This window comes from Pedobacter sp. AJM, from assembly GCF_002197755.1.
Lineage (GTDB): Bacteria > Bacteroidota > Bacteroidia > Sphingobacteriales > Sphingobacteriaceae > Pedobacter.
Window position 1 is genome coordinate 1 of sequence record NZ_NHOT01000012.1, and the last position, 24,178, is coordinate 24,178.

Annotated in this window: 15 protein-coding genes and 1 tRNA gene; 15 read left to right on the forward strand and 1 reads right to left on the reverse strand. The window is 37.5% G+C overall.

Translation table 11 applies throughout. The annotated features are described in order from the left end of the window. The first annotated feature begins 187 nt into the window (after nucleotides 1-187). The 7 genes from CBW18_RS17880 to CBW18_RS17910 all read left to right on the forward strand — a co-directional run bounded on the left by CBW18_RS17880 (nucleotide 188) and on the right by CBW18_RS17910 (nucleotide 15,674). Nucleotides 188-2,560: an ABC transporter permease gene (locus CBW18_RS17880; protein WP_088302752.1), complete on the forward strand. Its 2,373-nt coding sequence runs from the start codon at nucleotides 188-190 to the stop codon at nucleotides 2,558-2,560. A gap of 78 nt (nucleotides 2,561-2,638) precedes the next feature. After that, the gene (locus CBW18_RS17885; protein WP_088302754.1) at nucleotides 2,639-5,017 is read left to right on the forward strand and encodes an ABC transporter permease; all 2,379 of its coding nucleotides are present in this window, start codon (nucleotides 2,639-2,641) and stop codon (nucleotides 5,015-5,017) included. A 78-nt stretch (nucleotides 5,018-5,095) separates the two neighbouring features. Next, nucleotides 5,096-7,474, forward strand: coding sequence for an ABC transporter permease (locus CBW18_RS17890; protein ID WP_088302755.1), 2,379 nt, complete (start codon nucleotides 5,096-5,098; stop codon nucleotides 7,472-7,474). Between the two features lie 78 nt (nucleotides 7,475-7,552). Beyond that, on the forward strand, nucleotides 7,553-9,931 hold the full coding sequence (locus CBW18_RS17895; RefSeq protein WP_088302757.1) for an ABC transporter permease: 2,379 nt from the start codon (nucleotides 7,553-7,555) through the stop codon (nucleotides 9,929-9,931). A gap of 74 nt (nucleotides 9,932-10,005) precedes the next feature. After that, nucleotides 10,006-12,396, forward strand: coding sequence for an ABC transporter permease (locus CBW18_RS17900; RefSeq protein WP_088302758.1), 2,391 nt, complete (start codon nucleotides 10,006-10,008; stop codon nucleotides 12,394-12,396). A 69-nt stretch (nucleotides 12,397-12,465) separates the two neighbouring features. Continuing rightward, entirely contained in the window at nucleotides 12,466-14,871 is a 2,406-nt protein-coding gene (locus CBW18_RS17905) for an ABC transporter permease (protein WP_088302759.1), read from the forward strand. A 107-nt stretch (nucleotides 14,872-14,978) separates the two neighbouring features. Continuing rightward, nucleotides 14,979-15,674, forward strand: coding sequence for an ABC transporter ATP-binding protein (locus CBW18_RS17910; protein WP_088302761.1), 696 nt, complete (start codon nucleotides 14,979-14,981; stop codon nucleotides 15,672-15,674). Here the strand turns inward: CBW18_RS17910 and CBW18_RS17915 are convergent. Beyond that, nucleotides 15,658-16,764, reverse strand: coding sequence for a major royal jelly family protein (locus tag CBW18_RS17915; RefSeq protein ID WP_253249081.1), 1,107 nt, complete (start codon nucleotides 16,762-16,764; stop codon nucleotides 15,658-15,660). The two genes, CBW18_RS17910 and CBW18_RS17915, sit on opposite strands and share 17 nt — an antisense overlap. Before the next feature lie 80 nt (nucleotides 16,765-16,844). Between CBW18_RS17915 and CBW18_RS17920 the strand changes: the two genes are divergently transcribed. From CBW18_RS17920 to CBW18_RS17955, 8 genes are all read left to right on the forward strand, one after another. After that, on the forward strand, nucleotides 16,845-17,645 hold the full coding sequence (locus CBW18_RS17920) for an ABC transporter substrate-binding protein (RefSeq protein WP_088302763.1): 801 nt from the start codon (nucleotides 16,845-16,847) through the stop codon (nucleotides 17,643-17,645). Nucleotides 17,646-17,696: 51 nt separating this feature from the next. Further along, nucleotides 17,697-17,999, forward strand: a complete 303-nt coding sequence (locus CBW18_RS17925) for a hypothetical protein (RefSeq protein WP_088302764.1) — start codon at nucleotides 17,697-17,699, stop codon at nucleotides 17,997-17,999. A 322-nt stretch (nucleotides 18,000-18,321) separates the two neighbouring features. After that, nucleotides 18,322-18,403: transfer RNA gene (locus CBW18_RS17930), tRNA-Leu, on the forward strand. A 136-nt stretch (nucleotides 18,404-18,539) separates the two neighbouring features. Continuing rightward, nucleotides 18,540-19,889 carry a trigger factor gene (tig, locus tag CBW18_RS17935; protein ID WP_088302765.1) on the forward strand — a complete coding sequence of 450 codons (1,350 nt, stop codon included), beginning with the start codon at nucleotides 18,540-18,542 and terminating at the stop codon, nucleotides 19,887-19,889. A gap of 60 nt (nucleotides 19,890-19,949) precedes the next feature. Continuing rightward, entirely contained in the window at nucleotides 19,950-20,309 is a 360-nt protein-coding gene (locus CBW18_RS17940) for a four helix bundle protein (protein ID WP_029283759.1), read from the forward strand. 63 nt (nucleotides 20,310-20,372) lie between these two features. Further along, entirely contained in the window at nucleotides 20,373-21,080 is a 708-nt protein-coding gene (clpP, locus tag CBW18_RS17945; protein ID WP_088302766.1) for an ATP-dependent Clp endopeptidase proteolytic subunit ClpP, read from the forward strand. Continuing rightward, on the forward strand, nucleotides 21,034-22,305 hold the full coding sequence (clpX, locus tag CBW18_RS17950) for an ATP-dependent Clp protease ATP-binding subunit ClpX (RefSeq protein ID WP_371566952.1): 1,272 nt from the start codon (nucleotides 21,034-21,036) through the stop codon (nucleotides 22,303-22,305). The genes clpP and clpX overlap by 47 nt, the downstream gene beginning before the upstream one ends. An 82-nt stretch (nucleotides 22,306-22,387) precedes the next feature. Further along, nucleotides 22,388-23,251, forward strand: a complete 864-nt coding sequence (locus CBW18_RS17955; protein WP_172406571.1) for an AMP nucleosidase — start codon at nucleotides 22,388-22,390, stop codon at nucleotides 23,249-23,251. Nucleotides 23,252-24,178: the final 927 nt, after the last annotated feature.

Sequence of the window (24,178 nt, forward strand, 5' to 3'; positions counted from 1 at the left end):
ATTTGCACTTGCCATTACAATATCTGTTTTAATTGCTGTTTTAACCGTGAGCATTCAGTCGGTGAAGGTAGCGAAAGCGAACCCGGTTGATGCGCTTAAATATGAATAAAAATAAGTGATAAGTTATACGTTTTAAGTCGTAAGTGAAAAACTTATAACTTAAAACTTACCACGTAAAACTACAAAAATGTTCAAATTAAACTTGAAAATCGCCTTGCGAAACCTTTGGAAGCACAAGGGCTTCTCCTTAATAAATATTGGTGGCTTGGCTATAGGTTTAGCCAGTTGTATGCTGCTATTATTGTATGTGTCATACGAGTTTGGGTTTGATAGGCAGTTTAAGAATTACAATACAACTTATATTGCCCATACCAATATGACAGCCAATGGTAAAGTGCACAGTTGGGCCTGGACACCTGGTTTATTAGCCCCGGAGCTAAAAGAGAAATATGCCGGTATTGTAAATGCTGCGAGATCTTCTTATCCATTTGAGCAACTAATTAGCTATAATGATAAAAAAATTAAAAACAGAGGTTTGTTTGCTGACCCATCTTTTCTTGATATACTGGATTATAAATTTCTAAGTGGTAATGCGGTAACGCCACTTAAGGATATTAATAGCGTTATTTTAACTCAATCATTAGCAGAAAAATTATTTGCAGGCGAAAATCCTTTAGGTAAAATAGTGAAGCTGGATAATAAAGAGGGGTTAAAAGTTGAAGCGGTAATTGCTGATATACCAGCAAATAGCAGTATCAAATTCGATTATTTAATGCCCTGGAAATTAAATGAAAAAACACACGAATGGATAGCTAAGCAGGGATGGGGGAGTAATTTCTGTTTAACCCTGGTACAACTTCAAAATACTAGTTTATTGGATGGAGTAAATGCTAAAGTTAAAGATATTTATAAAACCCATGATAATGAATCAAATACCAACGAATTGTTTTTGCATCCCTTATCAAAATGGCATTTGTATAATGAATTCGAAAATGGGGTAACTATTGGTGGAAAAATAGACCAACTGAAGATTTTCTTTATGCTGGCAATTTGTATCCTCCTTATTGCTTGTGTAAACTTTATGAATCTTTCTACCGCCCGATCAGAGAAAAGAGCAAAAGAAGTTGGTGTTCGCAAAGCAATTGGATCAAGCAGAAAATCATTGATAGCTCAGTTTATTCTGGAAAGCATTTTACTCTCTTTAATTGGAACTGTTGTTGCTTTTACTTTAGTTGAGATTAGTTTGCCGTACTTTAATACGCTGTTAAATATTAATCTGATTATTCAATACCATGATTGGAGAAATTGGGCGACTTTAACCGGATTAATTTTATTTACCGGCTTACTTGCAGGCAGTTATCCGGCATTTTACCTGTCATCTTTTGAACCTGTAAAAGTGCTTAAAGGCTTTAGACTCAAGACAGGATCGGCTATGTCGATTAGAAAAGTATTGGTTGTTTCTCAGTTCGTATTCGCGGCAAGTCTAATTGTTTGCACTGCAGTTATCTATCAGCAATTAAACTACATTAAAAACAAACCAATAGGCTATAATCAGGGTAATCTGATACAAATGGCAGCTGCAGGTGCTTTAACGAGTACAAAAAAAATCGACTTATTAAAAACGCAGCTTATCAAATCCGGTGCCGCCCAACACGTTTCTTTGATGAGTATGAATATTGATGAAGGTGGAAATAATACCTCAGATATCAGCTGGCAGGGCAAAAACCCCAATGAAAAGGTATTATTTAACCAAAGGGGGATTGGTTACGATTTTATAGCAACTACGGGTACTGAAATGATTAAAGGAAGAGAATTTGCTGTCGAATTTCCAGGTGATTCTAACAAGGTTTTGATAAATGAAGCTGCTGTTAAAATAATGGGACTTAAAAATCCGGTGGGTACAATAATTAATTATGGTGATTCCAAGGCTACTATTATAGGCGTAATGAAAGATTTTGTTGCAGAATCTCCATACCAAAAAGTAGCACCAATGATTTTTAATAAAATATATAGTGACGAAGGAGGAGTAATCTTAATTCGACTAAATGAAGCGCAAAACATCAGTGCCTCACTGGTACAAATAGATGCACTCGTAAAAGCTATAAATCCGGATTATCCTGTGGATAGAAGATTTGTCAGCGAATCTTTCGAAGAAAAATTTCAGTCTGAAAAACTTTTAGGCACACTTTCAAACTGGTTCGGCGGTTTTGCGATATTCATCTCTTGCTTAGGCTTATTAGGATTAGCGCTTTTCATGGCCGAGCAACGTAAAAAAGAAATCAGCATCCGTAAAGTTTTGGGCGCGAGCACGAAAAATATTCTTACACTTTTAAATAAAGATTTTATCAAACTGGTGGCGATAGCCAACATCATTGCTTTTCCACTGGCTTATATCATTATTAATAAATGGCTTTCATCTTTCGAATACCGGATAAGCATATCTATTATGCCTTTTGCATTGGCGATCGCTATTTCTATTATAATTGCCGTTTTAACCGTGAGCATTCAGTCGGTAAAGGTAGCGAAAGCGAACCCGGTTGATGCGCTTAAATATGAATAAAAATAAGTGATAAGTTATACGTTTTAAGTCGTAAGTAAAAAACTTATAACTTAAAACTTACCACGTAAAACTACAAAAATGTTCAAATTAAACTTGAAAATCGCCTTGCGAAACCTTTGGAGAAACCGGGGAATAACTGCCATTAATGTTGGTGGTTTAGCTATAGCTTTGGCTGCTTTTATTTTGGTAGCCATGTACTTTACCTATGAAACCAGCTTCGATCAGACAAATCCTAACTACAATAATATTTATGTGGTTGGTAGAATTGAGCCTGATTTTAAAACCAATTACACTTCTCCTCCGCTCGTAAAAGCGATTAAGTTAAATTTTCCTGAAGTAGAAAATGCAGGGATCACCAAGATAAACCATTCATTGGAGTTGGCTATTAAAAATGGCAAAAATGCCATTTTTACGAAAAACATTTTGCAGGCAGATTACAATGCCGCCAAAATTCTGGACATTAATCCAATAGGTGGCTTGATCCAGCCATCGGGTGATGTAGAAAGATTAACTTATCTGAATGTTGAAAACGTTAAAACACTGTTTCCTGGTAAGAAAGACAATAAACCCGAAATGGTGAGCTTCGGATCTTCCAGTTCAGGAATAACCGGAACCATCGCCGGGGCTATTGTTAACAATGAGCATTCAAATTTTAGCTTCGACGGGGTATCCATAGGCAACGAGATTGGAAAAGGAGAAAACTATGGATATAATAATTATAATACCTTTATTCAGGTAAAACCGGGAACGGATGTTGAAAATCTTCAAAACAAAATAACCAATTTATACAGAGCTGAGCTATTAAAAGGTGAAACCGATGTAAAGACAATTGAAGAAATTAAGGGCGTGTCTATATTTTTGGATCCTTTGGCTCATCAACATTTAAGGCCTAAAGCAGGAAATGATACCCCTTATAAAATTTTAATTGCACTTTCTGTTCTTGGTGTTTTAATCTTAGTGATTGCCTGTATTAATTTCACTAATCTCAGCATTGCTCAGGCCGCTAAAAGAGCGAAAGAGGTAGGCATTAAAAAAGTAATGGGCGCCTATCGCCTTCAGCTAACTGCTCAATTTTTAACTGAAATATTTATTCAGTGCCTGTTTGCAACAATTATGGCATTGGTTTTTGCTGAATCGGCATTGCCATACTTTAACAACTTATTCCAAATTAATTTAACAATATGGCATGCCAATAATGATCTGTTCTGGCAATTGCCTTTAATTTTATGTCTGATTACCTTAATTGCCGGAACTTATCCCGCTTTAGTGCTATCCGGTTTTAAACCGGCGTTGGTTTTGAAAGGGAATTTTTCGACCAGCAAACAAAGTTCCTGGTTGCGGAATGGATTATTGGTTTTTCAATTCAGTATCGCCGTAATTTTCATTATTGGCTTGTTTATCATTAACGCTCAGCTTAAATACATGAGGAGTGAGGATTTAGGTTTTACGGCAAACCAGGTCGTGTACATCAAGAACATCAGTATGTTTAATAAGCCTGAAAAATTCACTCCTGTTAGAGATAAAATCTTAAAAATTCCTGGAATAAAATCGGCAACCGTGACCACTGATATCCCTGATGGTGCAGAAGGTGGGGCTAATGGTTATACTTTCGAGGGCGTGCAATCCAGCCTTGATTTTATAGATGTAGATTTTGATTATTTCGAGACGCTGGATATCAAGTTAAAAGAGGGGCGTTTTTTCTCAAAGTCATTTAGTACAGATACTGCGAATTCTGCTATAATAAATGAGCGAACTGTTGCGAAATATGGCATGAAAAACCCCGTTGGAAAAACAATCAGAGGTTGCAATATTGATTATAAAATTGTTGGTGTAATTAAAGATTTTAAGGCTCAAGGCTTTGAAAGTGCCGTTCAGCCAACCATTTACGCAATTAAAAATCCTTGCGGCAATTATAAGACGCAAATCATGCTAAAAATTGAGGAAAATAAAATGTCTGATGCTTTGGCTGCTTTGAAAGCACAATGGCCTCAAATTAACCCTCAGGATGGTGAAGATTTCAGGTATGAGTTTTTAGATGAACTTTATGGCAAACTTTTTAAAAAACAAGAGCAGCTACAATCCGTGTTTTTTGCAGCGGCATTGCTCACCATTTTCATTGCTATTTTAGGTTTGTTTGCCTTTGCAAAATACATTACTAACGGTCGGATTAAAGAAATAGCTGTTCGCAAAATTTTAGGTGCAAGTGATGTTCAGATCTTCAAATTGATTAACAGTTCATTTTTTATCATGGTGCTTGCAGCTAACGTAATTTCATGGCCGGTCGCTTACATCCTTACTAAGAAATGGCTGGAAACTTTTGCCTACCGGATTGATTTACCTGTCCTTCCTTTTGTTAGCAGTGCAATCATTACCATTTTATTAACGGTGATAACGGTAAGCATTCAGGCAAAAAAAGCTGTGAGGGCTAATCCGGTTGATGCGTTGAAATACGAATAAAAATAAGGGATAAGTTATACGTTTTAAGTCGTAAGTGAAAAACTTATAACTTAAAACTTACCACGTAAAACTACAAAAATGTTCAAATTAAACTTAAAAATCGCTTTGCGAAACCTTTGGAAGAATAAAACCTCCTCTTTCATTAACGTTATTGGTTTAGCTATCGGCTTAGCTGCTTGCTTAATGTTGCTATCATATGTTTCTTACGAGTGGAATTTCGATAAACAGGCCAAAAACTGGAAAAATGTTTATGTAGCCATGACGAATGTTCCCGGAGAAGGTAATAAAATCGCAGGTACTTTTAATGGTTCTACCACAGCATTGGGCCCGCTCTTGAAACAAAATTTACCGGAGGCGAAATACATTGCCCGTATGGATTATGGTACAAAAAGCCTCATTGCAAACGGACAAAATAGCTATAAAAAAAATTCTAAGTTTGCCGAACCCGATATCCTTAAACTGTACGATTATGAGTTTATTGCAGGCGACCCGAAAACGGCATTAAACAATCCACTTTCGGTTATTTTAACTGAAAGTACAGCTAGAACCTTATTTGGAACTGCTGATGTGCTGAATAAATCCGTTCGTTATCAGGATAAAGAAAACCTGACCATTACCGGTGTAATTAAAGATTTACCTGAAAATAGTTCTAACCGTTTCGACTTTTTAATGCCTTGGTCATTTTACGAGATTATTGACGACAGTGCAAAGGATTTAAACTGGACGAATTATAGTTTTGTAACCATGGTTTCGCTTAATCCGGATGCCAATATTGAGTTGGTAAACCGTAAAGTTAAGGATTTGGTAAAGGCAGCTACGCCTCAAACCCTGCAGTCGCAACCACATTTTTTATACCAGGCGAGCAGACTACATTTATTTGGCAAATTCGAAAATGGTAAAAGTGTAGGCGGCGACATTGAGCAAATCTGGCTTTTTGTTGGTTTGGCCTTTGGTATATTGCTAATCGCCTGCATTAATTTTATGAACATGGCTACGGCCAAATCAGAAAAACGGTCAAAAGAAGTGGGCATCAAGAAAACCATCGGTGCTAATCGCAGTTCATTAATTTTTCAGTTTTTAACCGAATCAATGGTATTAACTCTGGTTGCTGTTGTCGTAGCAATAGCATTGATAGAACTTTGTCTACCCGCATTTAATTCGCTCCTCAATATAAATCTCGGGATTTCATACTTCAATACGGCAAGTTGGGTTGGTATCCTGGGAATCGTAATTGTCACCGGATTAATTGCCGGCAGTTACCCGGCGTTTTATTTATCAGCTTTTAATCCAATTCAAACATTAAAAAGAAAGATTTCGGCTAAAGGATTTCTACGCATAAGTTTAAGGCAAGTGCTGGTTGTTGGTCAGTTTTGCTTCGCCATTATTCTGATTATCGCAACTTTGGTCATCTATCGCCAAATTCAATACATCAAAAACAAGCCGGTTGGCTTCGATGTGAATGCTTTGGTGGAGATTCCTCAGGATGGAGAATTAAAAACCAAATTCGAGTTATTCAAATCCGAACTGCTTAAATCCGGAGCGATAAAGTCGATGTATCAATCGTCTGTTAGTCTTTCTCATCATGGTCGCAACTTTATGGATATTACATGGGATGGCATGACGAAGCCTGAAAATACTATCTTGTTTAACCAGGTGGCGACTTCGTATGATTTTATCAAAACAAATGGTATTAAATTACTCGAGGGGCGGGATTTCTCTAAAAACTTCGCATCAGATACCAGTGCCTTGCTGGTGAGTGCCTCGGCTGTGAAAGTATTTGGGTATAAAAATCCTATTGGCAAAAGGGTAAATCTGTATGGTACAAATGCTTATATTATTGGTGTTTTTGACGATTATGTTTGGGATTCGCCTTATAAATCTAATAACCCACAGGTTGTATTTTTAAATCCAAAGCAAACAGGTACCATTACAATGCGACTGAATAACGCAAACAGTTTGCAAAGTAATATTGAAACCATCAGCAGAATTGCAAAGGTTTTTAATCCGGCATATCCAACGGAAATTACTTTTATAAACTCCTTATATCAGGAGAAATACAAATCAGAAAAAACCTTAGGTATTCTCTCCAACTTGTTCGGCGGACTGGCAATTTTCGTGTCATGCCTGGGTTTATTCGGCTTGGTTGCTTACAGTGCCGAGCAAAGAACAAAGGAGTTTGGTGTGCGAAAAGTACTAGGCGCATCGGTTGCGGATTTAATGCAATTGCTGTCGCTTTCTTTTATCAAAATGATTGTAGTTGCCATTTTTATTGCGGTGCCGGTAAGTTATTTTGTGATGAATAAATGGCTGGATAACTTTGAGTTTCGTACTGAAATAAGCTGGTGGATAATTCCTATCGCAGCAATAGCAACTTTAACGATGGCTGTAATTACCGTGAGTTTTCAGGCTTATAAAACTGCAAAATCGAACCCGGTTGATGCGTTGAAATATGAATAAAAATAAGTAATAAGTTATACGTTTTAAGTTGTAAGTGAAAAACTTATAACTTAAAACTTACCACGTAAAACTACAAAAATGTTCAAATTAAACTTTAAAATCGCCTTGCGAAATCTTTGGAAAAACAAGGGTTTTAGCCTGATTAATATTGGTGGATTAGCAATTGGCCTGGCTTGTTGTTTAATGTTAATGTTGTATGTAAATTATGAGTGGAGCTATGATAAGCAATATAAAAACCTCGATAATATTTATTCTGCCAAATTAAAACTGAAGATTAACGGAGAATTGACAACAACAGACGCTGTTCCATATAAATTAGCCGGCGCAATGCTTCAGGAAGTTCCAGGTATTAAAGATGCAGCAAGAATTTCGCAGAATAACATTAAATTATTCAGTTACAACGAAAATAAATTCAAGCTAACCTCAATTTATGTAGATAAATCTTTTATAAAAATATTAAGCTACAATTTTATTTATGGCAACGCTGCTTCTGCTTTGGATGAGCCGGGATCTATTATTTTAACGGCCTCAACAGCTAAAAAATTATTTGGCACACAAAATCCCATAGGTCAGCGTATTAAATGGGATAACCTGAAAGCGCTAAAAGTTTCTGCTGTAATCGAAGATTTGCCGAAAAATCAAAGTATTCAGTTTGAAGTTTTGCAACCATGGAGTTTCTTCGAACAAATTAATCCCGATATTCCAAATATGAGTTGGGGAAGTATTGACTGCAGCACCATATTTGAACTAAAAGACAATGTTTCTCCAGACGATATAAATGCCAGAATAAAAAAATTCTTAGTAACTAAAAAGCCTGAAGTAAAACCGTATGTATACGAACCTTTCCTTTTCCCGATGAGCAAAATTCATTTATACAATGAATTTAAAAACGGGGTTGTAGTTGGAGGCAATATAGACCAGGTAAAATTGTTTGCTTTTCTTGGTCTATGCGTACTGCTTATCGCCTGTATTAATTACATGAACCTGTCTACCGCAAGATCAGAAAAAAGGGCCCGTGAGGTTGGCGTTCGTAAAGCTTTAGGCTCTGCCCGAAGTGCATTAATGGGGCAGTTTATACTGGAATCAGTTTTGTTGTCGATTTTTGCAATGCTGATTGCTTTCGTATTGTTGGAAATTTCTCTGCCATATTTTAACAATTTGCTGGATATCAAAATCCAGATTGATTATCATTCATATCTGTTTTGGAGCATTTTAATCGGTTTGGCCGTAATTACAGGATTATTGGCAGGTAGTTATCCCGCATTTTATTTATCATCCTTTATTCCGGTAAAGGTTTTGAAAGGTTTCAAAGGCAGTTCAGGTTCTTTGAGCATTCGTTGTTTATTGGTTGTACTTCAATTTAGTTTATCAATTTGCATGATTATTTCTGCAATTGTGGTGTACAGGCAAATTCAATACCTGAAGGATAAGCCATTGGGTTTTGAGCAAAACAATATGGTACAATTAGATTTAGAGGGTGAATTAGGAAAGCCTTCCAAGCTGGAATTGTTCAAAAATCAATTATTAAAAGATGGTGCTGTTGTTTCTGCATCAGAATTTGCCCAAAAATTTACGAATGGCGGCTCTATCACAGGAGACATTAGTTGGCCAGGCAAACCTGCCGGAAATAATGCTATCATCAGCTGCAGAGCTGTCGGATTTAATTTTACAAATACGGTAGGTGCTAAAATTATTGCTGGCAGAGATTTCTCTAAAAATTTTCCTGCTGATACCAGCTCATCCGTATTATTAAATGAAACGGCCGTAAAACTGATGAACTTTAAAAACCCTGTCGGAACCATAATAAGCTGGGGAGATAACCAAAATTTGAAAATTGTTGGTGTAATAAAAGATTACTTTAATGAACAGTTAGGTAAGGCCGTTGAGCCAACCGTTTTTTACTATAACATAAAAGATTGTGGTGTTTTGATGCTCCGTTTAAATCCCGATCAATCGCTGAATAAGTCTATAGAGACAATTAAAAATATCGGTCAGCAGATTAATCCGGCGTATCCTGCGCAAATTAGTTTTGTAGCAGAAGGTATGGCCGAAAAATTAAGAACAGAGAAATTACTAAGCGTACTTTCGAATATTTTCGGTGGTTTTGCCATTTTCATCTCTTGCCTTGGTTTATTAGGATTAGCGCTTTACATGGCAGAGCAAAGAAGCAAGGAGATCAGTATCCGCAAAGTTTTGGGTGCTAACCTGTCGGATATTCTGGTTTTGCTCAATAGGGATTTTATGAAATTGGTTATGATTTCGAATGTGATTGCAATTCCTGTCGCATACATTATTGTTACCCAATGGCTGCAAAAATATGATTATAAAACTGCAATAACACTTTGGCCTTTCATACTCGCTGTTTTAGCTTCTGTTTTTATAGCTGTTTTAACCGTGAGTTTGCAAACTTTCAAAGTAGCAAAAGCCAACGCGGTTGATGCATTGAAATATGAATGAAAGCTTAAAGACCAAAGACTAAAGCGAATTGCTGGTGTCTTGATACTTGATACTAAATACTTGATACTACAAAAATGTTCAAACTAAACCTAAAAATCGCCTGGCGAAATCTCTGGAGGAATAAGGGCTATACATTTATTAATGTGATCGGTCTTTCGATAGGGATGGCCAGTTGTATTCTTATTTTTTTATTTATCCGTTACCAATTAAGTTTTGATGAAGACTTTAAGAATGAAAACCGTATTTTCAGATTTGTTACCGATTGGAAATATGAGGCATTTGATGATTATTCTGCTGGTGTTCCCATACCAGTGGTAAAAGTGGCAAAAGATGAAATTCCAGGATTAGAAAAAACAGCAGCAATCGTAAGAAGAGGTAGTATTGTCCGCGTTCAGGATCGGAAAGGAAGAGATATCATAAAAAGCGATGAAGATGTATATTATGCGGAGCCAGACTTCTTTGAGATTTTTGGTATTAACTGGATTTTTGGTCATCCAACTCAGGCATTAGGTCAACCAAATACTGTTGTGCTATCTGAAACAAGCGCGAAAAAATATTTTGGTAACGCTCAGAATGCCATGGGCAAAAGTCTTTTACTTGGGACTAAAAATATTTGTAAAGTAAGCGGCGTTTTCAAAGATATGCCCAAAAACAGCAGTTTTCCTTTAAAAATTGTAGTTGCCTATCAAAGTTTTCCGGATAAAGATGATAATTGCTGGGATTGTGTAAGTTCTGGCAATGAGTTCTATGTTTTGCTTCAGAAAGGTTTGAAAGCAGCAGATATGACTGTTGCTGTGAATCAGTTTAACAAAAAGCATTATGCAGATAAAAAGATTGCAGGCAATCAGGAAAATAAGCTTCAGGCATTAAAAGAAATTCATTTTAGTGAATTGTATGATAATTTTTCCGATACATCAATCGGCCGAACAGAAATTTATGGTTTGGTGATCATTGGGCTTTTTCTGGTTATTACAGCTTGCATTAACTTTATTAATTTAAGTACGGCACAAGCCATTAACCGGGCGAAAGAGGTTGGTGTAAGAAAAGTAATGGGCGGTATGCGGAGGCAGCTGGTTTTACAATTTCTTCTGGAGACCTTTATGGTTACCCTTATTGCAATGTTGATAGCATGTGTACTGGCAGAACTGGGCATTCCTCATCTGCAAAATTTATTCAAAGTAAGTATCCCTATAGGATTATTCCAGCATCCGGTCATATTTCTATTTATGGTTGTATTGGTCGTATTGGTTGGTTTTTTAGCAGGTTTTTATCCGGCACTGATTATGTCGGGATTTCAACCTGCATTAGCCATTAAAAACAAGGCTGCATTAAACAGCGGAGGATTGAGTCTTCGTAAAATTTTGGTCATTGTACAGTTTTCAATTTCTATTATACTGATCATAGCTACAATAGTGGTAATGAAGCAAATGGATTATATACAACAAAAACCTCTTGGTTTTAATTCCAGCGAAGTCGTCATGATTAGTATACCTACAGATAGTTTGAGTTTAACCAAACAAAATACTTTTAAAGAGCAAGCTTCAAAATTACCGGGTGTCGAAATGATCAGTTTTTGCCAGGACCCACCCTTATCGCAAAATGTAAACTCTTCTGATTTTACTTTTAACGGAATAAAAAATAAAGATTTTGAAGTACGAAGGATAAAGGCAGATGAAAACTACTTTAAACTGTTCAACTTAAAAATTATAGCCGGAAAGGTATTTTCAAAAAGTGATACGGCTAACGGTTACGTTGTAAATGAAACATTTCTTAAAAAAGTGCATATTATAAATCCGCAGGATGCAATAGGCAAGTTAATTAACTCTAATGGTCAGAATATCCCGATTGTAGGTGTGGTAAAAGATTTTAATGATAAGTCATTAAAAGAAAGCATCTCAGGGCTCACCATTGCTGCAGGTAAAAACCAGTATTACAGGGCCGCTATCAAAATGGATACCAGGCAACTTAAACTTGCGACGCAAAATATTGAATCATTATGGAACAGCACCTTTCCCGATCATGTTTATTATTCCTTTTTTGTTAATGACCGGATAAACAATTACTATGAAAACGAAAAAGTAACGGGGTTTTTATTCAAGGTATTTGCAGGCATTATCATCTTCATTTCTTTCATAGGTTTATTTGGATTAATTTCTTTCGTTGCAACACAACGAACCAAAGAAGTGGCCATCAGAAAAGTTTTAGGCGCCTCAACCATAGAATTGGTGAAAATGTTAAACGGGTCATTCCTTATAATGGTTTTTATCGCAAATCTCGTAGCCTGGCCGCTGGCGTATTTATTCGTTTTCAAATGGCTTTCCGGCTTCGCTTATCGTATTGATATCAGCATCTGGCCATTCATTTTGGCAATGGTAATATCTATGACAATAACTTTAATAACTGTGAGCATCCGCTCCTATAAAGCAGCTGTTTCCAATACGATTGATGCACTTAAATACGAATAAAGTTAAAAAGACCAAAGACTAAGCATTTGCTATTGTCCTGATACTTGATAATAAATACTTGATACCAATATGTTCAAACTCAATCTAAAAATCGCTTGGCGTAACCTCTGGAAAAATAAGTTATACGCTTCCATTAACATCTCAGGCTTGGCCATTGGGTTAACTGCCTTTGTATTGCTGCTGTTATATGTTAATTATGAGGAAAGTTATGATACATGGTCGCCAGATTTGAAGGATGTTTATCAGGTAAGGGCATATCATACATACAGTTCGCCAGATAACAGACAATATTGGCAAACGTCAAATGAAAGTAGAATTGCAGCATTGCTGAAACAGAACATTCCGCAAATCAGTGCCATTACAAAAGTTGAAAATGATTGGTATCAAAATTATGCCCTGACGGTTAAGGGTCGTAAATCGCTCATGGTTAGGGGAATCCGCGATGCAGATTCGGCATTTTTTAACGTGATGCCATACCGGTTTTTAAAGGGCAATGGAATCACTGCCCTAAACAAACCCAAGAGCATTGTTTTAAAAAAAGAAGTGGCATTAAGACTTTTTGATACAGAAGATGTTATTGGTAAAACGATTAGCATAGTAAGGTGGGAAGGTGATGCCCTAACGGATTTTACTATTACAGGCGTAGTTGATGAGCCAGTTACGCCGCAAAGTGTTAATTTTTCCGGTATTATTCGTACCGGTATGTTCGATAAAGATGATCAGCATCCATCTGTTCACAAGTATACAGAAATTTATGCCCGGTTGTTCAGCAAAGCTGACCTGAATCAGCTAAATGAAAATATTCGTAAAGTTTACACCAATAACCTTAAAAGTACATTTATCAACGGCCAAAATTCGTATGCAGATTATCTTAAATCTGGAAATGTGCCAGATTGTAAGCTGTTGCCCATCAATGAAGCGCATCAAAACCCGCCGTTTACCGCTGGCTGGACAGAAAAGATAAAGCCTGTTTCTCTGATCGTGACCTTTTTACTCTTAATCTCCATTATTAACTTTATTAACTTGGCTACAGCACAATCTTTTCAAAGGGCGAAGGAAGTTGGTGTTAAGAAAGTGCTTGGCTCCAATAAAGGCTTACTGATGAAGCAATTTTTAATGGAAACAGGACTGCAAAGTTTATTTGCTTTATTAATTTGTGGCGTGCTCATCGAATTATTTTTACCCGTTTTTAATGAGCAGCTCGACTTACATATTACTTTCTGGTCAAATCAGAAATTGTTTTTTATACTGTTGCAGCTATTTGGATTATTCTTAATCATCACCCTGCTGGCCGGCTTTTATCCGGCAAAGGTGCTGTCAAATTACAAACCTGCTACGGTATTAAAAGGAGTTTTTTCTAACAGTCATAAAGGTTTGGCCTTACGTAACTTATTAATTGTATTGCAATTCGTGATTTCGGTCACATTGATTATTGCCATAGGAATTATGCAAAGGCAGGTAAGCTTTATGAATCAAAAAGATCTGGGTTTTGATAAGAGCCGTGTGATCAATATCAGTACTAACTATAACGAGAAAATAGCAAAGGAGATCAGGAGGGTTTCTGGTGTACAATATGTTGGCTCTACCACGCAAGTCATCGGAAACACTTATGCCTATGCTGACAAGATTAATTTTAAAGGTAAAAAATTGGATTTAAATATGGTTACGGTAACCATGGAAGCATTCCCCGCCTTAGGTATAAAGCCATTACAGGGGCGTCTTTTTTCATCACTTTATAAACAAGATACTGTAAATACGGTAGTACTTAATGAATCTGCAGCGAAGGCATTGGGGGGCAATGTTGTTGGACAACAATTCAGGTCCTATGAAAATGTTTTTCAAATCATTGGTGTGATTAAAGATTATCATGCAGAATCGTTTGATAAAACTATTATTCCGACCATTTATAAGGTGACTTATCTGGGGGGAATGAGTTCAAATGGAAATTTACTGGTTAGGTTTAACTCCGATCAATATGAGGGTATCATCAGAAAAATTGAGGAAGTATGGAAAAAATATTATCCAAATTACCCTATGAATTATGAATCTTTGAGTCACGCATTCACCAATAGTTTAGCAGAAAATAATCGTTTTATGAATATGATGATTATATTCAGTGTTGTTTCCGTTTCTCTTTCTTTATCTGGTTTATTTGCCTTATCTACCTTTGTTTCGAAACGAAGAACAAAAGAAATTGCCGTAAGAAAGGTACTAGGCGCATCAAATATGCAAATCGTTAATCTGCTTAATAAATCCTTTCTGATTTTAGTTATGGTAGCTAACCTCATCAGCTGGCCTGTAGCCTATATCTTAATTAAAAAATGGCTTGATGGATTTGTTTATCGGATTGATATGCCGGTTTTACCCTTTATCATGGCCACAATTACCTCTGTAGTTATAGCCGTTTTAACCGTAAGCATTCAAGCCAGAAAGGCTGCTATTGCTAATCCTGTCAAGTCACTTAAATATGAATAGCGCAAAGCGGTTAGGTGGGGAGGCTAAATGGTTTAGGTCTCTTCATCATATCGCTTCTAACCCCTAAACCTCTAACCTTGTTTAAACAATCTTGATACTAAAATAAAATGATCGAACTTAAAAACATTGAAAAATACTATTCCAGCAAAGGCATTAAACACTATGTATTGCGCCACGTCACCACCAGCATTAAACAGGGTGAATTTGTTTCCATCATGGGCCCATCCGGTGCCGGAAAATCCACTTTGCTGAATATTTTGGGGATGCTGGAAGAACCTACTTACGGCACTTATGAGTTTCTGGGCGAAGATGTAACTACCTTAAATGAGCGGAAAAGGATAGAACTTTACCGTAATCATATCGGTTTTGTGTTTCAGGCTTATCATTTAATTGATGAGATGACCGTTTACGAAAATATTGAAGCCCCGTTATTGTATAAAAAGGTTGGCAGTGCGGAAAGAGCCAGCAGAATTGCCGATTTATTAGATCGTTTTAATATTGTTGCGAAAAAAGACTTATTTCCAAACCAGCTTTCCGGAGGGCAGCAGCAACTGGTGGGCATTGCCAGGGCACTGGCCGCACAACCTAGCATTATTCTGGCTGATGAACCAACCGGTAACCTTCAGTCGGCACAGGCGGAAGAAATTATGCAGCTTTTTCAGAAATTAAATAAAGAAGATGGCATCACCATTATCCAGGTTACCCATGCAGAAAAGAACGCAACGTATGGTAGCCGTATTTTGCATATTGCTGATGGTGTGGTAAAAGATGACGTATCCGTAAAGCCTATTCAGGCAGTTTAACTTTATATATCCGGTAAGGATAGTCTGTTCTGTCCTTGCCCTTATTGTATTTTTCCTGCCGGTTCAGTTGCGCGCAACTCAGGTACAGGTAGCCGTCATCACCTATACCGAAAGAATCTGGCCAGCTTAGCCTTTTATCGGTTACTAAGGTATGCAGCTTTCCGTCCGGGCTCACATATTTAACCGAATAATCAGGTGATGAACTGAGGTAAATATTTCCTTTTTTATCGGCAATCATGCCATGACAAACGCCGGTTTCAGCCACCATTTCTACCCCTTCAGAAATCTGTGTTTCACTTAACCTGGTATCTGCCAAATATTCCGTTTTAATTCGGTACAGTTTAGTTTGATTAATGGCCCTGAAATAAAAATATGGATTGTCATGTGTTAAAGCTATCCCATTTACATTGGAAGTGAAGGGTTTGCCTGCATGATCCACCACATCACGATTATCTAAATGAAGGATAAAGCCTGGATTGGCTAATGTAGCTGTATCCTTTTGAAGTACTGTTCTTGACTTTCCGGTTTTCAATTCTAATACTACAATCGCACTTAAACCCGGATCTGATAAATAAGCCAGTTGTTTGTCGTGATCAACGACGATATCATTCAGTGCGCTTTTATCTTTTGGTAAATCGTCAAAATGGTAAACATTTACTACTTTGTTGTCTGCCAGGTTAATTTGTAATAATTTAAAATGGCCTTCTTTCTTTTGAGCCTGGTCACTCCCGAAAATAGATGCACTGCCTCCAGGCCTGGAATCCAGGACCCATAAGAAATTCTTTTCATCAGCATATAAATCCTGTACGCTGACAAAATGGTTTCTCATATTGATGGTATCAGTTTTATTCCATTCCTCATCCGGAAAAGGCTTTCTTTCGCCGTTAACGATTTCTGTTAAACCATATAAATATGGCTCCCGCTTCGGAAATGACACAAACAGTCGGTTGGTTTTGGCGGAGACAGTCACCCCGATTGGCTGATATTTTCCAAAGGAAGCCACTTCCATAAGTTTAGATTCCTGAGCCATTATTTTGGTGTTAAATAAGATGCTGATAAAGAACAGTATAGGGAGGATGTATTTTTTCATGAATGAATTCGCCAGGTCACTCTTGAATAACCTTAAACTAAAGCAGAATGTTTTTCACCCGGTTAAGTTATCTTTGTTTTATGCAGAAATCTTTTACAGACCAGATGGGGAAGGAGATCACCATTAATTTTCCACCAAAAAGAATTATTTCTATTGTACCCTCGCAAACTGAGCTGCTCTTCGATTTGGGGTTAGACCTGGAGATAATTGGTTTGACGAAGTTTTGTGTTCATCCGATTGAAAAATTTGCAGAACGAACTAAAGTGGGAGGCACCAAAAAACTGAATATAGATTTAATTAGGGCGCTGAAACCGGATTTAATCATCGGCAATAAGGAGGAAAACGCGCAAAGTGATATTGAAGAATTGGCGATAGATTTCCCGGTGTGGATGAGTGATATTTTTACGTTGGAAGATGCCTTGGAAACCATTACTCAAATCGGAGCATTGGTTGATCGGGAGCCGGAAGCTGGTTACCTGAATCACCTGATTACTGCTGGTTTCAGAGATTTGCAAAGCCTTGCGTTGCAAAATAAGATCGACAAAAAAGTGGCCTATCTGATCTGGCGGAAACCTTTTATGGCGGCCGGAAAAAATACTTTTATTAATCACATTTTGTCGCTGAACGGGATGAGCAATGTCATAAAAGAAGACCGCTATCCGGAAATTACACTTGAGGAATTGCGCACGTTAAACTGCGACCTGATCCTGCTTTCATCAGAGCCCTATCCATTTGGTTCAAAGCATATTGATGAAATCCAGGCTGCTGTTCCAGATGTCAGGATCATGCTGGTTGATGGTGAAATGTTTAGCTGGTATGGCAGCCGTTTGGTAAAGGCCGTTCAATATTTTTTTGAGTTTCAGAAAGAACTTTATGGGTAGCATTTTTTAAATTGTCGCATTATTAAGATTTACCTCGTTATATCCGTAATTATGAAAAAAACACTTGTATTATCACTATTTATAGCCATTTTTTCCGGCTGTACCTCTTTTAAAGATTCAAATACGGCAAATCGTGCAACAGCCACCGGAACCATTGAAAAAATTGGCGTAACAACCTTTCAATATGGTACACATTTGCTTACCACTGCAAATAAGACTTATGCATTGAAAAGCGGCTCCATTAACCTTGATCAGTACATGAACAGAAAGGTGACGGTGAAAGGCAACAAGGTTAAAGGTTATCCTGTTGATGGCGGGCCTGAATTGTTAGATGTGACTTTAATTAAGTTTTAGAGTACTCTTCCTGCTGGCCAACTTTGCTGCTGATGTCATTAATTTTATGCATTAGTACGGCGTGATCAGCAGGAGTGTTAGTTTACTAAACCCGATTGTCGCGAAAAGCCCCGGTTTTTTCTACCGGGCTTGCAGCAAAAAGCGGGACTGCCGAAACCGATTAACACTGAAACTGCTTTTCTAATGAATTTTAAATAAAATTTTTCTCCCTCAAAATTAAATACTTAGCGTTTTTGACTAAATATAATTGAAGATTTTTATGCGATACCTTTTGAATATTCAATCTTGTTTCTATCTTTGCAGTCCTTACAACATCCTAACTGCGGAAGTGGCGTAATTGGTAGCCGCACCAGACTTAGGATCTGGCGCTTCACGGCGTGGGGGTTCGAGTCCCTTCTTCCGCACAACAAGATCAAGGCCGTTCCGATTTAAACATCGGAACGGTTTTGTTTTTTAAAACATTGATTAATAACAACGGGGGTGATTTGCGAACATTAAGCTTGTCTCACATCTCACTTCTCAATACTCATATCTCAAAAAATGAATATTACACAGGAAAAAACCGGCAACTTAAATGCTGTTGTAAAAATCAAGATCGCACCTGCTGATTATAGTACCAAAGTAGAAAAAGCCATTAAAGACCAGGCTAAAAAAGCACAATTACCGGGTTTCCGTAAAGGAATGGTTCCGCCTGCCCACATTAAAAAAATGTATGGCAAAAGTATTCTGGTTGAAGAAGTGAATAGCCTTTTAAATGACACTTTGTCTAATTACATCGCTGAACAAAAATTAGAAATTTTGGGTCAGCCGTTGCCGCAGTTGGAAAATGAGCGTGAATTTAAATGGGATAATACAGACGAATTTGAGTTCGATTATGAGTTGGGTTTAGCACCTGCCTTTGATGTAAATGTATCTTCAAAAGATAAATACACAGAATATGTGATTAAGGCTAACGAAAAAACTTTAGAAGAGCGTGTTAAAAATATCCGTCGCAGTTATGGCAAAATGACCAATCCGGAGGTTTCAGCCGAAGGTGATGTATTATACGCTGAACTGGTGCAATTAGGTGCAGATGGTGCTGTTATCGAAGGTGGCATTGCAAATAGTGCAACGCTTCGTTTAGATTTAATTAAAGATGAGGCGATTTTGAAAACCTTAGTTGGTTTGAAAAAGGACGATGTGGTAGTCATTAACTTAACAAAAGCACTTGATGATCAAGCTGCGGTTGCAAAAGCATTAAATATCTCTGAAGAAGATGCTGCCGATTTAAAATCTGATTTCCAATTAACGGTTAAAAATGTGAACCGTTTAGAAGAGTCTGATTTAAACCAGGAGTTTTACAATAAAATTTTTCCGGATGGTGCTGTAACTGATGAAGCTGCTTTCAGGGCAAAAATTGCAGAAGAAGTAGAAGGCATGTTTAAACAGGATGCAGAACGTAAGTTATCTAACGATATTTATGAAGACCTGTTGAAAAAACATACTTTTGAATTACCTGATGAATTTTTACGTCGCTGGTTAAAAGCCACAAACGAAAAATTAACGGATGAAGAATTAGCGGAAGGTTATGATGATTTTGCTAAAAACCTGAAATGGACGTTGATTGAAAATAAAATCATTAAAGATAACAGCATCGAAATTAAATATGAAGATGTGGTTCAGGCTGCTAAAGCAAAACTGGATGCACAATTCAGAATGTACAGCCCGGCTCCGCTTCCGGAAGATCAGCTGGCACAATACGCTGTTCAATTCTTACAGGAAAAAGAAAATGCTAACCGTGTTTTCGAAGAAGTAAAAGCATTAAAAACTTTCGAACAAATTAAATCTATCGTTACGCTTGAGCAAAAGGATATTGATTACGATAAGTTTGTGGAGTTAGATAAAAAGTAGGGTGTTTGGCGGTGGGCGTAAGGAGCTTTTAAATTGCCTGAACTATTCTTATATTTAGTAATGGCTCAATTTAAATTTCAATCGCTCGAAGTTTGGCAGTTGTCAATAGCATTAACTGATAAACTTCTTGATATTGCTGACCGATTGTCAGTAGATAAAAAATATAGATTTGCAGAGCAGCTCAATGGGGCTGCTCTTAGCATATCTAATAATATTGCAGAGGGTTCCGGATCTGTTTCAAACAAGGAATTTGCTCATTATCTGAATATTGCGCATCGATCTGCTTTCGAAAATGCAAATATTTTGGTAGTATTGGAAAGAAGAAAATATATTTCTGACACAGAACTGCTTTATTATCTGGAAGAATTGGATAAATTGGCACGGAAATTAACAAACTTCAGGAAATACTTATTAAAATAATAATCCGGTTTGGCTCTCGTTATTCAGACGCTTAACGCCAAACTCCAAACGCAAGACAAGATTATGAACATAGATTCACAAGAATTCAGAAAATTTGCCGTTAAACATCAGGGAATTGGCGGTTTACACGTAGATAAATTTATTGCACAGGCCAATCTGAACCCACAGAATATGACGCCATACATTATTGAAGAGCGTCAATTAAATGTGGCTCAGATGGATGTATTCTCGAGGTTAATGATGGATCGTATTATCTTTTTAGGTGATGCCATTCATGATCATAATGCGAATATCATCCAGGCGCAACTGTTGTTTTTACAATCTACAGATGCAGAGCGTGATATTCAGATTTATATTAATTCTCCGGGTGGTTCAGTATATGCCGGTTTAGGTATTTATGATACCATGCAGTACATTCAGCCGGATGTGGCTACCATTTGTACAGGTATGGCCGCATCAATGGGAGCAGTATTACTGGTTGCTGGTGCTAAAGGAAAGCGCGCTGCTTTACCACACTCAAGAGTAATGATTCACCAACCATCAGGCGGCGCACAGGGTGTGGCATCTGATATGGAGATCAATTTGAGAGAAATGTTAAAATTGAAAAAAGAATTATACGATATTATTTCAGAGCACTCTGGTCAAACTTACGACTGGGTAGAGAAAGCTTCAGATCGTGATTACTGGATGACAGCTGACGAGGCAAAAGGATTTGGTATGGTTGATGAAGTGTTATCGAGAAACGCGAAAAAAGATGGCGAAACAAAATAAAGAATCCCGTTGCTCATTCTGCCATTCTGGCAAGCATGAAACGTTAATGTTAATTGAAGGTATGGATGCGTTTATCTGTGATAAATGCGTTACCCAGGCCAATCAGTTGCTTGCTCAGGAATTAGGAACCAAAGGGACAAAAAATATTCAGGAGGCTATTAATTTATTAAAGCCTCTTGAAATTAAGCAACACCTTGATCAGTATGTCATTGGTCAGGATGATGCTAAAAAGGTATTGTCGGTTGCGGTGTACAATCACTACAAGCGTTTAAATCAGAAGGTTGATAAAGAAGACGAGATTGAGATTGAAAAATCAAATATCATGTTGGTGGGCGAAACCGGAACAGGTAAAACACTTTTAGCTAAAACCATTGCTAAAATTTTGCATGTGCCTTTTTGTATCTGTGATGCCACTGTTTTAACAGAAGCAGGTTACGTTGGTGAGGATGTTGAAAGTATCTTAACCCGTTTACTGCAGGCTGCTGATTATGATGTTGCTGCTGCAGAGCGTGGAATTGTTTATATTGATGAAGTGGACAAGGTTGCCCGTAAGAGCGATAACCCCTCCATCACCCGTGATGTATCTGGTGAAGGTGTGCAACAGGCATTACTGAAAATTTTAGAAGGAACGGTAGTGAATGTGCCACCTCAGGGCGGACGTAAACATCCGGATCAAAAGATGATTCCGGTAAATACCAATAACATCTTATTTATTTGTGGCGGAGCATTTGATGGTATTGAGCGCAAAATCGCCAATCGTTTACGCACGCAGGCAGTAGGGTACAAAGTAAAGAAAGATGAAACCGTTCTGGATCTTAAAAATCTCTATAAGTATATTACACCACAGGATTTGAAATCTTTTGGTTTAATCCCGGAGCTGATTGGACGTATTCCGGTGCTGTCTCACTTAAATCCTTTGGATAAAGAATCTTTGCGTAATATTTTAACTGCGCCTAAAAATTCTTTAATTAAGCAATATGTGAAGCTTTTTGCATATGAAGAAGTAGATTTAGTGTTCGAAGATGATGTACTTGATTTTATTGTGGATAAGGCAATGGAATATAAACTGGGTGCACGTGGGTTAAGGTCAATTTGTGAAGCGATTATGCTGGATGCCATGTTTGATACACCCACACAAACGGATGTTAAGGAGTTGCATATTAATCTCGATTATGCGATAGAAAAATTTGAAAAGGCAGACTTTAAAAAGTTGCAGGCCGCATAAAAAAATCAAATCCTCTCGCGAAATCGGGGGGATTTTTTGTAAATACGCTTAGCGCCCGGCGCTCGGCGCTAAACTTAAGGTTATGAATGAAGAAAAAGACGTAAAAAAAGACGAAGCCATTGTAGGGAAATCAAAAAAAGTAAAGGAAGTAGAAAGTCCGGTTAAATCTGGCCTAAAATCCAAGGATGAAATTGTTAAAAACTGGCTCCCGCGTTATACCGGTCGCCCGTTAGATCAGTTTGGTGATTATATCCTGCTTACCAATTTTAGCAAGTATGTGAGTATGTTTTCCGAATGGAATGACAATGCGCCGATTATGGGTTTAGATAAACCAATGCAGAGCGTAACCGCAAATGGAATTACCATTATCAATTTCGGAATGGGTAGTCCGCTGGCGGCAACCATGATGGATCTGTTGACTGCGATTATGCCTAAGGCTGTTTTGTTTTTGGGTAAATGTGGTGGCTTGAAAAAGAAAAATCAACTGGGCGATCTAATTCTGCCAATTGCGGCCATCAGGGGAGAAGGAACATCAAATGATTATCTTCCTGCTGAGGTGCCGGCATTGCCAGCCTTCGCCTTACAGAAAGCCATTTCTACTACCATTCGTGATCATGGCAGAGATTACTGGACCGGAACTTGTTACACCACTAACCGCAGGGTTTGGGAACATGATAAGGAATTTAAAAAATACCTGAAAACCTTAAGGGCCATGGCCGTAGACATGGAAACTGCTACTGTATTTACCACCGCTTTTGCCAATAAAATACCTGCAGGTGCATTATTACTGGTTTCAGATCAACCCATGATTCCTGAAGGTGTAAAAACAGCTGAAAGCGATAGCAGTGTTACGGAGAAATATGTGGAGACACACCTAAGAATTGGAATCGATTCGCTTAAACAATTAATCAATAATGGCTTAACGGTTAAACATTTGTTGTTTTAATCCTCATCGTCATTGCAAGGAACGAAACAATCTTCAAGTTATAGTAAGTTATTCCTATTCACAGATCAGCAAATGCTGGTCTTTTTTTATGCGCATAACAGATACTGAATTCAGAGCAGGTGTATTTGTGCTCAGTCTATTCGTCATCCAACAACGTGCAATCTATCGGTTTGGTGTCTCACCAACTGAAAACGTTTTGACTTTAAATTGCTGATATTGAAGATTATTGATGTTGAAGGATATGCTGGTTGGTGAGACACCAAACCAGTAGGGGGCAGGAGCAATTTACTAAAAAATGTTTCCTGCTTAAACACAATAAGTGAAAGGTTATTCTTGCGAGATAAACGACTAAGCCATCTTATTCCATCTATCGGTTTGGTGTCTCACCAACTGAAAACGTTTTGACTTTAAATTGCTGATATTGAAGATTATTGATGTTGAAGGATATGCTGGTTGGTGAGACACCAAACCAGTAGGGGGCAGGAGCAATTTACTAAAAAATGTTTCCTGCTTAAACACAATAAGTGAAAGGTTATTCTTGTGAGGATAAACGACTAAGCAATCTTATTCCATCTATCGGTTTGGTGTCTCACCAACCGAAAATGTTTTGACTTTAAATTGCTAATATTGAAGATTATTGATGTTGAAGAATATGCTGGTTGGTGAGACACCAAACCAGTAGGGTGCAGGAGCAATTTACTAAAAAATGTTTCCTTCTTAAACACAATAAGTGAAAGGTTATTCTTGCGAGGATAAACGACTAAGCCATCTTATTCCATATATCGGTTTGGTGTCTCACCAACCGGAAACGTTTTGACTTTAAATTGCTGATATTGAAGATTATTCACGTTGAAGGATATGCTGGTTGGTGAGACACCAAACCAGTAGGGTGGTGCAGGAGCATTTTACTAAAAAATGTTACCTGCT